This window comes from Hoeflea sp. 108, from assembly GCF_000372965.1.
Lineage (GTDB): Bacteria > Pseudomonadota > Alphaproteobacteria > Rhizobiales > Rhizobiaceae > Aminobacter.
Genome location: NZ_KB890024.1, coordinates 4,137,633 through 4,149,718, shown reverse-complemented (window position 1 = coordinate 4,149,718; position 12,086 = coordinate 4,137,633). Strand labels below are relative to the sequence as shown.

Here is a 12,086-nt window from a genome sequence, read left to right as displayed (position 1 = left end):
CCAACGGGCTATAGGCCCACCGGGAGCGCCAGCCCCATCAAGTCAAAATCCCGCAAAGGTCGCGCGTTTGCTGGGTAAAGGCATCGCCGATGAGGATGGCTTCGTGAGGCAGCGAAGCGCGAGCCAGCCGCTCGACATATCTCGCTTATTAGTATATGCGTCGCGCATATACTGCTACGCCTGCCCGAAGCACGTAGACGACGTTCGTGACGTTCCCACGGGACCACTGTTGAGGAATTTTAGATGAGCATTTTCGACCGTTATGAATTTCTTGTCCCCGAGCACGGTCGGAGGGATCTTGGCCTGCTTAGATGGGCTCTCGTGATCGTATTTCTGTGGTTCGGCGCGATGAAGTTCACAGCGTACGAGGCCTATGGTATCGCCCCGTTTATCGAACACAGCCCGATCATGAATTGGCTCGGCATGTTCGGGACGCAGGGGCAAAGCTATTTCATCGGCGTTATCGAGTTATCGACCGGTCTCGTTCTGATCCTTGGTGCATTTCGTCCACTCTTCTCTGCGCTAGGCGCACTAATGTCAGCAGCGACCTATCTGATCACGCTGACCTTTTTCATCACCACTCCAGGTGTCGCGGAGCAGACTGCCGGCGGCTTTCCTGCGATTTCGGCTGCACCAGGGCAGTTTCTACTGAAGGACGCAGTTCTGCTAGCGGCGTCCCTCGTGCTGCTGCGTGCTTCGGTCCGCCACAGAGGGGCGCTTGTGCCCTCGTGACTGTGGTCCTCTCGTGACGGCGGGCGTGCAAATCCTGCAGAACCTCCGCGGGGCACGGATGCTCCGTCGCGATATCGAGCCCGGAGGCGCTCAGCTGCATGGCGACGCGGTCTTCGCCCGTTTCGGCGAAGGCGCGCTCGCTTATCGAGAGAGCGGCATTCTCACACTGGCAGATGGCAGAGTATTCTCCACGTGCCGGCAGTATCGCTATCGCTTGAGCGAGGACAGTGTTGTCGTCGAGTTCGCAGACGGACCTCATATCGGGACGCAGTTCCTCAGCTTGAGTTTCTCGCGGACGGATACCGGGTTGGAAGCGAGTGGTGTCTATGCCTGCGGAGACGACACCTACCATGCAACCTACAGGATTCTGGGGCCGGCGGCCTTTGAAGTGGTCATCATGGTCCAAGGGCCTGCAAAGGCATACGAGCTAGTCAGCCGATATTCCCGGTCGGGATAAATGCTCATGTCAGGAGGGCAAGTCCTCTGTTGCCCTTATCATGGCCGTGAAAGGCAGCGCCGGAATAACTTACCACGCGCTGCAAATCCGAAGACGATTGTCGTCGTCATCAGAAGGTAGGCGACTATCCCACCAGGTGAAAGAGTCGGAACCGCTGCGAGGATCAACCCATCATTCCCGCCGGGTATGAGCGCGATGCCGATACCCATCAATGTGCCGCCGACGACAGATCGCAGAATGCCATTGGCTGTCGGCAGTTGGAGACGCAGATTGCCTTGGCGAAAGGAGGCGGTTAGGGCGCCTGCGATCGAAGAGATCACCGCAGTGAGCGCGACCTCGCCGGCCGGCGACATTCTGAGAGGAAGGGCGCGTTGAATCACGTCTGCGAAGGTCCAGGCCGGCGAGAGTGCATATAGAAGTCCGCCAGTGATACCGAGTCCAATCATCGAAGCGCCGAACGACCAACCCGGCTTTGTTCGCAGAACGCTCTTCGTGGAAACGAAAACGAGTGCCAGCACGAGCACAACTAGGAAGGCTAGGAGAGTAACGAGGCCTGTTGCGCTCGGTTTGGAGATTAAGCTTGGCCATGTTGAATCGTAGCCGAACCTGCCATGGTCGGCAGCCAAGATACCAATCGTTAATCCCAAGGGCAGAGCTAGAAGTCGCATCTCCCCATCCCCAAGCCGCGCCAGCGATCCGAGCAGGCATGTGTCATTAATGAGTGCGCCGAGGCCGAAGGCGATGGCGCCGATGAGCAGGAGGAAATTGATGCTGGTCGAGGGTGCGAGTGTTGCGCCCAGTGTTCCCGTCCAGACTATCGGGACCGCAACCAGGCCTGCCGCTGCCGACGCTGCGAGAAATCCGACGAACATTTTCGGCGGCTGTCTTCTGTGTAACTCATGAGCGGCCACCACTAAACAGGTTCCGCCTTGGTTCGCCGCATATCCGAACCCGAAGGCAAGTACGCATAGAAGAAGTTCGAGCGCAAACGATCCCATTATATCAAGCCTGCCTGATCATATCGTCAGCCTTCTGATGCCACGTTCCAGCGTGGCGAGCGCCCCGGCTTAGCTTTACCACGGGAAGGCGCGATCCTGCTGTAGCCGCACAGATGGCAAAGGCTGACCGAGCCATCTTTGTCGAAGCCGTTTGCCACAAGGAGCCGCTCCGACAGCATGCCTAGAATGTCGAGGTCATTGGGCGACAGGGGCGAAATACATTCGGAGATCACCTGCTCCCGTGCCTTGAGCAAGGCGTCCGTTATCTTCTTCCCCGAATTGGTGAGGTGAATGAAGCGCGCCCGCCTGTCGGTGATTTGTCTTCGTCGTTCCACCAACTGTTCGCGCTCGAGCCTATCGATCAATCGCACCGTCCCGGCATGAGAAAGCCCAATCGAGGTAGCCAAAACGCTGATCGGCAGTCCGGGCTCCATGCTGAGTAACACCATCACGGCGGTCCCCGGGCCGCTTGGTGAAAACGAGGCCGAGACACTGGCGATGCTGTCTGCAACCGCCAACGCGAGTGCACCTAAATGGTACTTGGCGACCTCAGGCTCCATACCGCAAGAATATATGCTTCGCGCATAGACTTCAAGCGTGTGAAAATGTATGACCGCCGCATGCATCTATGACAGATTCGGACATGGTCATGCTCATTGAGGGGCTCAGCTCGGATTCCACATCTGAGATCAACGGACGTGCTCGTTCCCCAGGCGCTAGCGGGGGTGGGCTCGATGAAAGTGGACGTGCATGGGTGCCGCTCACCGGGCGCAGGCGGTTCGCCGATGAGACCGCCGGTATGATCGGACGGGTCTCATGCCCGACCTGACTCTTGATCTCCGATACCTGAAGTACGCCGTTCAGGTCGCCGAGGCCGGCAGCTTCCGCCGAGCGGCGGAGCGCCTATCGATATCGCAATCCACCGTCAGCCGACGTGTGCAGCTGTTTGAGCGCCAACTTGGCTTTTCTCTCTTCAAGCGTACGCGAGCGGGGGCAGGGCTGACTCCAGAAGGTGAGCGCTTCCTTCAACAAGCGGTGGTGGGAGCGCGCTACCTTCGTAACGCCGCAACGGAGATCCGCTCCGCGCGGAAACTCAAGACCGGGCTCGTGAGGTTTGGAATGCTCGAAGCGTTTCCGGCGTGCCCGATCATCGACATTCTCGCGGCATTCAGAAATCGACATCCGACGATCGAGGTAAAGCTTGAGGAAGGCACTTCAGAAGAAAACTCTTTGGGGGTGAAGCGCGGATTACTGGACGCAGCAATCAGCCTGAGTGCGAGCAAAAGTCCTCAGTTCCAAGTTCGACGTCTCTGCGAACCAGATCTGTTCGTGGCATTGTCCCCGCTTCACGAGTTGGCAGCACGGCCAGAGCTGTCGTGGGAGGACATTTGTGACGAAGTCTTCCTCGTTCGCTCGGATGGCGCTGGGCGTGAGCTCGCTGGCATACTCCGGCGCATGGTGGGCGCCGGAGACGGAGCGGTTCAACTCTCGATCCAACAAGTCAGCCGAGAAACCCTGCTGACGATGGTCGAACAGGGCTTCGGCTTGACCATCACCAGCGTGATCTACCGGCCGGATATCGCGTTGATCCCGCTCCCATCGGCGCGGGCGCCGACGGCCGCTATAATTTCTTCCAGTGACAACGACAACCCGACTCTGCCGCTGCTGCTGAAGTGTTTCGACACCCCCTCTAGAGCGGGGACCACGGATTAATCGGCGCTCCCCGGCGTCAACGTTCGCCTGGCTTTGGCGAAGCCACGGTCTGTCGCGATGAACCGTTGTAACATCGGGACGATTAACCGAGCTGGGTCAACAGCGGACTGACCTTGCTCTCGGCCCAATAGGTGGGCGTAGTCAACAAGGTCCTGGTGGAGAGCTGCAGGTAGCTCGACCTGTACCTTAAGCGGCTTGTCGTCCGCGATGGGGCCTAGCTTAAGCTTCGACATCATCACCCTCCATATGGCTCCAGTACCAAGTCTCGCGTCACGATAACGCGCACGGGAAATCCGGGCCGAATAGTGATCGTGGGCGCGACGTTGAGCTGACGCCTCACAATCTGCTGCCCTGCGTCGTTGATGGTGTCCTGCCCACCGTTCCGGATCGCCTGAACGAGCCGATCGTCGTTGTCGACCGCGAGTTCGGCGCCGACGCTCAGCAGTGTCGACAATCCCGCAGCCTTGGCCAGATCCCACCAATGGTAATCGACGCCATCCTGAAGCCCGGCGAACCCTTCAGCGTCAGCACCAGGCTGGCGCTCGAGAACGATCGAGCGCCCGTTCGGGAAGACGAGCCGAGTCCAGACGAGCAGGACTCGGCTCTGGCCGAACTGCACGTTGTTGTCGTACTGCCCGACCACACGAGTGCCTTGCGGCACAAGCAAGATACGGCCGGTTGGGCTGTCGTAGATGTTTTCGGTGACCTGCGCGGTGATCTGGCCGGGTAGATCGGATCGGATGCCGGTGATCAGCGCCGCGGATATCACTGCTCCCGCCTGAAGGACGTTCGGCGATACTGGCGCAGCGACGCGATCGGGCGCAACCGTCCTGCGATCGGCCGCGGCGTTCAGAAACGCGTTCTGCCGGTCCTGCGCCGAGGGCGTGGCGGGCGGCGGAGCGAGGCCAATGCTCGCCAAATCCGGCACCGGCGCGAGCGCTGGGGCAGCTCCCGCAGCAGCGGGTGTGCCCCGGCTTTCCGATCCGGAGAAGAGACGGCTGGTGCGCGCGGTCTCGATTTCCTGAAGGCGGCGCTGCTCTTCCGGGCTGATGCCGGGATTGGGCGTGGCCGTCCCGGGTGTGGGCACCGGCTGTCCGCGATCCTGGGTACTAAGGATCGGCCGGCCGAGGTCACCGGGAAGAGGGGGACCGAGCTGTGGCACGCCACTGTAATCTCGCGGCAGGCCGGCCAGTCCGTCAGCGGTCGAGCGGTTCTCGGTCGAATAGAGTTCGTCGTTCGGCCGACCGGCGTCGCGGGTCTGAAGCGCGTAGATCAGAGCACCTCCGAGCCCGACGCTGGCGACAAGACCGAGGCCGGCGAGAACCTTCCGCGACAACCGGGTGACGCGGGGCGGTTCGGCCCGCAGCCGCATCGGCGCAGGCCCGACCGGCTCGCCGGTCAGGGGCTGCGCATCGTCGTCCGGCACTTCCTCAATCCGGGGCGGGTTCTCGCTCACGAGGTCGGCCTCCCGTCTGTGCGGACGATCCTGACGCGCTTCTGCTCGCGGCCGGAGCCGAAGCGAAGTTCGGCAGCCGCGAACAGACGATCAACGATCATGTGGTGGCCGCGAACGCGATAGTTCACGAGCTCAGAGGTGTTGCCCTCGGGGCCGACGACGAAGAGTGGCGGCATCTCGCCCTGACCGATGCCGCGCGGAAACTCGATAAAGACCTGGCGTCCGTCGTCGAAGGCGCGCAGCGGCCGCCACGGCGCACGGTCGCCCTCGATCGCATAGCGGAAGTTGACGTTCGCGAGATCGACGCCGCTCGCCACCGGCTGGGCCGCCTGCGCCTCGGCGTTCTGACGGCGCAGCGCAATGAGCTGGTCTTGCGGATACTGCCATGAGACCGACGCCATATAGGTGCGCTCTGTCGAGCGCAGCTCCATGTGATAGGTGCGCATGTTGGTGTTGATGACGAGGTTTGTCATCAGGTCGGCGCGGGTGGGCTTTACTAGGATGTGGATCTGGCGCGTTGCCCCCGATCCGCTCTCGGTGTCGCCGATGATCCAGCGCACTGTGTCGCCGGCGGCCACCGGGCCTGCGCCGACAAGCTGCTCCCCGGGTTGGAGCGCGATGTCGGTGATCTGCCCGACGGCGGTATAGACTTGATAAAGCGCCCCTTGAGTCCACGGGTAGACCTGCATCGAGTTAATGAAGCCGTCGCGCACCGGCTGGACTCGTGCCGCCTCGTTTGCCTGGTTGACGCGAGCGGTCGGATTAGAAGGCTCCGGGGCACGCCGCGTCTCCTCCACACGCTGCAATTGGCCAGGCAGCGGCAGCGGCCGGGGCAGCTCGACCACGGTGACCGGCGCGGGTGGATCGACGGTCTGCACCGCCGGAGCCGCATTGTCGTAGGAAATCTCCGGCGGCGGATTGGTGGTCGCGCAGCCCGCGAGCGCGGTCGCCGCTAGCAGAACGACCGGGAATGCGGCTCTACGGAGAGCCGGGAGTACGTGTGTGTGTGAAGCCGGGTTTCCGGCTTTACGGAAATACGGCTTCATTGCCCAAGCTCCCGTGACCAGTTGATGGCGTTGACGTAGATGCCGAGCGGGTTCGCCCTGAGCCGGTCGGCGTTTCGGGGGATCTGCACGACGATCGTCAGGATCGCGGTCCAGCGCGTGGTCTCGGCGAGCTGGCCATTTTCGTATCGGCGCTCGACCCAGGCGACGCGGAAGCTGTCCGGGGACGCGCGGATGACGCTGGAGACGTCGACAGCGACCTGCTGCCGGCCGACCCGTGTAAAGGGGTCGTTGGAGCGGGCGTAGTCATTGAGCGCCATGGCGCCGCGGTCAGTCGTGAAGTCGTAGGCGCGCAGCCAGTTCTGCCGGACGATGATCGCATCGGCCGGAATGCTCCGGACCTGCTCGATGAAGCGCGCCAGGTGGAAGGCAATCTGCGGATCGGTCGGACGATAGTCGGCCTCGGCGGGCGCGACGGCCTGCGCCTGACCGATGCGATCGACTTGGACCACCCAGGGTACGATCGTCCCGCGTGCTGACTGCACGACGAGCGCGGTGGCGAACCCGGCCGACAGGATCAGCGAGCCGAACGCCATCAGCCGCCAGTTCTTGGCCTGCACGCGCGAGGCGCCGATGCGCTCATCCCAGACCTGGGTGGCGCGCTGATAGGGCGTCTCGGGCTCGGGGGCCTTGCCATAATGGGTAGAGGGTCGTTTGAACATCAGCGATCGCCTTCGGAAAGATTGATGGAAGAGCCGCCGCCGTGGGCATCACCTGAGCGGACGGCATGGGCCGTGGCCTGGACGGCATGGGTCATGTGCTGGGATCGGCGCATCCGCTGCGCCCAGGCCGGCGGACCGCCTGCGTTTGTGGAACCCGCGGCAGCGGCGCCATCACCGGCCGCGTCACCGCCGATCGAGCCCATGGTGGAAGTGCCGCCTGTCGCCTCGAAGGCGGCCTTGCCGCCAGCGTTGAAGCTTGAGCGCATGCTTTCAGCGGCACGCGATGCGGCGCGGCGCAGGGGCGAGACGGCGGCGCTGCCGCCGGCACGGGCGACCCCGCCGAGACCGGAAGCGACGCCGGCCGCGCCGGACTGCCCGGCTGCGCCAAGGCTGTAAGCGGTGGACGCGCCGCCAGCGATCGCAGCACCGCCACGAGCGGCGGCGGCCGCACCACCGGCCAGCGCAGCGCCACTCGACGCGGCGGCGCCGACGGCGCCAGCGCCGAGCGCGACTATGCCGCCTGCGGCCAGGCCAGTGCCGACTGCGGCGCCGGCGCTGAGCTGGGGACCGCCGGAGACGATGCCGCTTGCAATACCAGGCCCGAAGATGCCGAGGCCGAGCAGCGACAGCGCGGCGAGCACGATCGCCATCGCCTCGTCGATCGTCGGGTTCTGGCCGCCGAAACCGGATGTGAATTCTGAGAAGAGTGTCGAGCCGATGCCGATGATGACGGCGAGCACCAGCACCTTGATGCCGGAGGAGATGACGTTGCCGAGGACGCGTTCGGCCATGAAGGCGGATTTGCCGAACAGGCCGAAGGGGATCAGCACGAAGCCCGCGAGCGTCGTCAGCTTGAATTCGATGAGCGTGACGAAGAGCTGGATGGCGAGGATGAAGAAGGCGAGAAGCACCAGCGCCCAGGCCAGGAACATGCAGGCGATCTGGATGAAGTTCTCGAAGAACGACCAGTAGCCCATGAGGCTGGAGATGGAATCGAGCAGCGGCCGTCCGGCGTCGAGCCCGGTCTGAGCGACCTTTCCAGGGCGCAAGAGGTCGGCCGTGGTGAACCCGGTGCCGCTGGCCTTCAGGCCGAGGCCGGCGAAGCTCTCGAAAATGATCCGGGCGAGGTTGTTCCAATTGCCGATGATGTAGGCGAACACGCCGACGAACAGCGTCTTCTTCACCAGGCGGGCCATGATGTCGTCGTCGGCGCCCCAGCTCCAGAACAGCGCCGCCAGTGTCACGTCGATGACGATCAGGGTGGTGGCGATGAAGGCGACTTCGCCGCTGAGCAGGCCGAAGCCGCTGTCGATGTAGCGGGTGAAGACCTCAAGGAAATGGTCGATGACGCCGGTGCCGCCCATGATGTTATCTCGCCTCGTCGAGCTGCGGCGGCGCGATCGGTGCGGCGGGCTCGAAGGCCGGCTGATCGGTGCGGTCCGATTGGGGTGTGAGAGTGTTTCGCGGCGCTGGCGGCATGTCCGGCAACCGCTCGGCAGGTCGCGCGCCGGGCGCGAGGAAACGGTTGCGGTTTTCGGCCCAGGCCCGAAGGCACGCCGGATCCCTCGATCCCGCTTCGCCGAGCACCTGGCAGCGGATCAGCTCGTTGCGCAACGGATCGCCCCGCGCTTCGGTGGTACGGTTGGACGGCCACGCCTCCCGCACTTCCTCTTTCCGGTTCATCTCGATCGCGGTCGCAGTGATCGCGACGGCCACGAACACGACAGCGCCAAGCCGGGCCAGCATCTTGCCGTCCATAGCCGCGCCCTCAGTTGCCGTTCGGGAACATGCGGGCGTTGCCGGGCTGATAGCCGGTGCCCGGCGTCAGGAACCGTCGGCGCTGTTCGCGACCCTGTTCGGCCGCAGCAGATCGCTCGGCCTCTGACAGGCTTTGCGCCCGGCCGTTGGCGGCGACGACAGCGGTGAGATCGGCAAGCTGCTGCGCTTGCAGGGCGAGAAGCTGGTTGCCGGCCTGCGTCGCCTGCAGCGCTCCCGTTGCGCCCTGGCTCTGGCCGACCAGTGACGACATCTCGGCGCGGTTGGTGTCGATGTTGCCGACCACGCCGGCCTGGACGCGCATGGCGTCCTGCAGGCCGCCGACCGTGTTCTGCCAGCGCTCCCGCGCCTGCGCCACCAGCGCCTGGTCGGAGGCGGACATGGAGGCGTTGCCGTAGGTCGACGTGAACGCCTGGTCGATGCGCTGGACGTCGTAGGCGATTCCCTGCGCCTGTTGCAGGAGCTGCTGGGTGCGCTGAACCGACTGCTGAAGCTGCTGGAGCGAGGAGTATGGCAGGCTGGCGAGGTTGCGGGCCTGGTTGATCAGCATGGTGGCTTCATTCTGAAGCTGGGTGATCTGCTGATTGACCTGCTGGAGGGTGCGCGCTGCCGTCAGGACGTTCTGCGCATAGTTGGTCGGATCGTAGACGATCCATTGCGCAGCGGCGGGGGTGCTGAGGATCGGCGAGAGCGCGATTGGCGCGGCAAGCAGCGCTGCGGTGAGACGCAGCGCAAGCGAGCGAGATTGAACAGAACGGGTCATGGGCGTGTCTCCGGTTCGGCTTGGGGGATGACGTTGGTGAGGTCGGCGATGAGGTCCGCCGCCCAGCCGAGTCGGTTCTCGGCAAGCCATTCGGCAAGGAAACCATCCGTGCCGCTGCGGGCATGCACCTCGGCGATCAGCGCCTGGTGCTGCTTTGAGGACGCGGCGCAGAGCGCCAGCGCCACGTCCGACAGGCCCAACTCGAACAGCCGATTGCCGCGGCGCGATTGGCAGTAATAGTCGCGCTTCGGCATCGCCCGCGCGAGGATCTCGATCTGGCGATCGTTCAATCCGAACCGGCGGTAGATGGCAGTGATCTGCGGCTCGATGGCGCGCTCGTTCGGCAGCAGGATGCGGGTCTGGCAGCTTTCGATGATGGCCGGCGCTATCGCCGAGCCGTCGATGTCCGAGAGCGACTGCGTGGCGAAGATGACGCTGGCGTTCTTCTTGCGCAGCGTCTTCAGCCATTCGCGGAGCTGACCGGCGAAGCCCTCGTCATCCAGGGCAAGCCAGCCTTCATCGACGATCAGCAGCGTCGGGCGACCGTCGAGGCGGTCCTCGATGCGGTGGAAGAGATAGGCGAGCACGGCGGCGGCAGCCCCGGTGCCGATCAGCCCTTCAGTCTCAAAAACCTGCACATTGGCTTCGCCCAGATGCTCGGCCTCGGCGTCGAGCAGACGGCCATAGGGACCGCCGACGCAATAGGGTCGGAGCGCCTGCTTGATATCGTTGGATTGCAGCAGGACGGACAATCCCGTCAGCGTGCGCTCGGCGACGGGCGCCGACGCCAGCGAGGAGAGCGCCGACCAAAGATGCTCCTTCACCTCGGGCGTGACGGCCACGCTCTCGCGCCCCAGGATCGCGATCAGCCAGTCGGAGGCCCAGGCGCGCTCGGCGACATCGTCGATGCGCCCGAGCGGCTGAAGAGACACGCTGTCGTCTGAGCCTTCGGTGAGGCCGCCGCCAAGATCGTGCCAGTCTCCGCGCATGGCGAGCGCGGCGGCGCGGATCGATCCGCCAAAGTCGAAGGCGAAAACCTGCGACTGCGGATAGCGCCGGAACTGCAGCGCCATCAGCGCCAGCAGCACCGACTTGCCGGCGCCCGTTGGCCCGACGATCAGGGTGTGGCCGACATCGCCGACATGGATGGAAAGCCGGAACGGGGTCGAGCCTTCGGTTCTGCCGTAAAGCAGTGGGGGTGCATCGAAGTGCTCGTCCCGTTCCGGTCCCGCCCACACCGCCGACAGCGGGATCATGTGGGCGAGATTCAAGGTGTTGATCGGCGGCTGCCGGACATTGGCGTAGACATGGCCGGGCAGCGAGCCGAGCCAGGCGTCGACCGCGTTGATCGTCTCGGGCATGGCGGTGAAGTCGCGGCCCTGGATGACCTTCTCGACCATCCGCAGCTTTTCAGCTGCGATGCGCGGGTCCTCGTCCCAGACGGTGATAGTCGCCGTCACATAGGCTTGGCCCGCATAGTCGGCGCCCAGCTCCTGCAACGCCATGTCGGCGTCGGCGGCCTTGTTGGCCGCATCGGTATCGACCAGCGCAGAGGCCTCGTTGGTCATCACCTCCTTGAGGATGGCGGCGATCGACTTGCGCTTGGCGAACCACTGACGCCTGATCTTCGTCAGCAGCTTGGTGGCGTCGGTCTTGTCGAGCAGGACGGCGCGTGTTGACCAGCGATAGGGAAAGGCCAGCCGGTTCAGCTCATCGAGGATGCCGGGCGTGGTCGCGGTCGGGAAGCCGACAATGGTGAGGATGCGGACATGTGCGTCGCCGAGCCGGGGTTCGAGCCCGCCGGTCAGGGGCTGATCGGCCAGCAGCGCATCGAGATACATCGGCGTCTCGGGCACGCGGACGCGGTGCCGCTTGGTCGAGACGGTCGAATGCAGATAGGTCAGCGTCTCGCCGTCATCGAGCCAGGCGCATTCCGGCATGAAGGCGTCGATGAGCTGAAGGATGCGATCGGTGCGGTCTGCGAAGCCGCGCAGGATCTCGTGCGCATCGACGCCAGCGTGATCGCGACCCTCATAGAGCCAGGTCTCTGCGCGCGCCGCGTCTTCGGCCGGGGGAAGGTAGAGGAAGGTGAGGAAGTAGCTCGATTCGAAGTGCGCGCCGGCTTCCTCGAAGTCGGCTTTCCGCTCGGCGTCAACCAAGGCCGACGCGCTGTCGGCGAACACGCTGGCCGGATAGGTCGCGGCACCATGGCGCTGCGCCTCGACGAAGATGGCCCAGCCGGAGCCCAGGCGACGGAAGGCGTTGTTGAGGCGCCCGGCGACCGCGACTAGCTCGGCCGGAACGGCACTGTCGAGGTCGGGTCCGCGAAATCTTGCGGTCCGCTGCAAGCTGCCGTCCTTGTTCAAGACGATGCCTTCGCCGATCAGAGCGACCCAAGGCAGGAAGTCGGCGAGACGGGTATTGCGGTTGCGATATTCGGCAAGGTTCATCATCGGCGTTCCTCC

At 64.1% G+C, this 12,086-nt stretch carries 13 protein-coding genes; 3 read left to right on the top strand and 10 right to left on the bottom strand.

All coding sequences use genetic code 11. The features are described from left to right. Window positions 1–243: 243 nt before the first annotated feature. Together B015_RS0120545 and B015_RS0120540 are read left to right on the top strand one after the other, a co-directional pair. Window positions 244–732, top strand: a complete 489-nt coding sequence (locus B015_RS0120545) for a DUF417 family protein (protein ID WP_018429614.1) — start codon at window positions 244–246, stop codon at window positions 730–732. Window positions 733–790: 58 nt separating this feature from the next. Beyond that, the gene (locus tag B015_RS0120540; RefSeq protein ID WP_018429613.1) at window positions 791–1,189 is read left to right on the top strand and encodes a DUF6314 family protein; all 399 of its coding nucleotides are present in this window, start codon (window positions 791–793) and stop codon (window positions 1,187–1,189) included. A gap of 38 nt (window positions 1,190–1,227) precedes the next feature. On the opposite strand, the gene B015_RS0120535 is transcribed toward B015_RS0120540, so the two are convergent. Further along, on the bottom strand, window positions 1,228–2,187 hold the full coding sequence (locus tag B015_RS0120535; RefSeq protein WP_004099025.1) for a YeeE/YedE thiosulfate transporter family protein: 960 nt from the start codon (window positions 2,185–2,187) through the stop codon (window positions 1,228–1,230). A gap of 26 nt (window positions 2,188–2,213) precedes the next feature. Next, window positions 2,214–2,747 carry a MarR family transcriptional regulator gene (locus B015_RS0120530; protein ID WP_004357616.1) on the bottom strand — a complete coding sequence of 178 codons (534 nt, stop codon included), beginning with the start codon at window positions 2,745–2,747 and terminating at the stop codon, window positions 2,214–2,216. A gap of 256 nt (window positions 2,748–3,003) precedes the next feature. Between B015_RS0120530 and B015_RS0120525 the strand changes: the two genes are divergently transcribed. Then, a complete protein-coding gene (locus B015_RS0120525; RefSeq protein WP_018429612.1) occupies window positions 3,004–3,900 on the top strand; it encodes a LysR family transcriptional regulator in 897 nt (298 codons plus the stop codon). Here the strand turns inward: B015_RS0120525 and B015_RS0120520 are convergent. From B015_RS0120520 to trbE, 8 genes are read right to left on the bottom strand one after another with little or no spacing between them, the layout of a single operon-like run. Next, on the bottom strand, window positions 3,897–4,133 hold the full coding sequence (locus B015_RS0120520) for a DUF2274 domain-containing protein (protein ID WP_026227538.1): 237 nt from the start codon (window positions 4,131–4,133) through the stop codon (window positions 3,897–3,899). The genes B015_RS0120525 and B015_RS0120520 overlap by 4 nt on opposite strands. A gap of 2 nt (window positions 4,134–4,135) precedes the next feature. Next, a complete protein-coding gene (locus B015_RS0120515; protein WP_018429610.1) occupies window positions 4,136–5,356 on the bottom strand; it encodes a TrbI/VirB10 family protein in 1,221 nt (406 codons plus the stop codon). Further along, window positions 5,353–6,402, bottom strand: a complete 1,050-nt coding sequence (trbG, locus tag B015_RS0120510) for a P-type conjugative transfer protein TrbG (RefSeq protein WP_011191356.1) — start codon at window positions 6,400–6,402, stop codon at window positions 5,353–5,355. The genes B015_RS0120515 and trbG overlap by 4 nt, the downstream gene beginning before the upstream one ends. Continuing rightward, window positions 6,399–7,082 (bottom strand): conjugal transfer protein TrbF, encoded by a 684-nt coding sequence (gene trbF, locus B015_RS0120505; protein WP_018429608.1) that lies wholly within the window; start codon window positions 7,080–7,082, stop codon window positions 6,399–6,401. The genes trbG and trbF overlap by 4 nt, the downstream gene beginning before the upstream one ends. Further along, a complete protein-coding gene (gene trbL / locus B015_RS0120500; RefSeq protein ID WP_018429607.1) occupies window positions 7,082–8,446 on the bottom strand; it encodes a P-type conjugative transfer protein TrbL in 1,365 nt (454 codons plus the stop codon). Before trbL ends, trbF begins: the two co-directional genes overlap by 1 nt. A 4-nt stretch (window positions 8,447–8,450) precedes the next feature. After that, window positions 8,451–8,840: a putative entry exclusion protein TrbK-alt gene (gene trbK-alt / locus B015_RS0120495; protein WP_018429606.1), complete on the bottom strand. Its 390-nt coding sequence runs from the start codon at window positions 8,838–8,840 to the stop codon at window positions 8,451–8,453. A 10-nt stretch (window positions 8,841–8,850) separates the two neighbouring features. Next, on the bottom strand, window positions 8,851–9,621 hold the full coding sequence (gene trbJ, locus B015_RS0120490; RefSeq protein ID WP_018429605.1) for a P-type conjugative transfer protein TrbJ: 771 nt from the start codon (window positions 9,619–9,621) through the stop codon (window positions 8,851–8,853). Beyond that, entirely contained in the window at window positions 9,618–12,074 is a 2,457-nt protein-coding gene (gene trbE, locus B015_RS0120485) for a conjugal transfer protein TrbE (RefSeq protein WP_018429604.1), read from the bottom strand. Before trbE ends, trbJ begins: the two co-directional genes overlap by 4 nt. Between the last annotated feature and the right edge of the window lie 12 nt (window positions 12,075–12,086).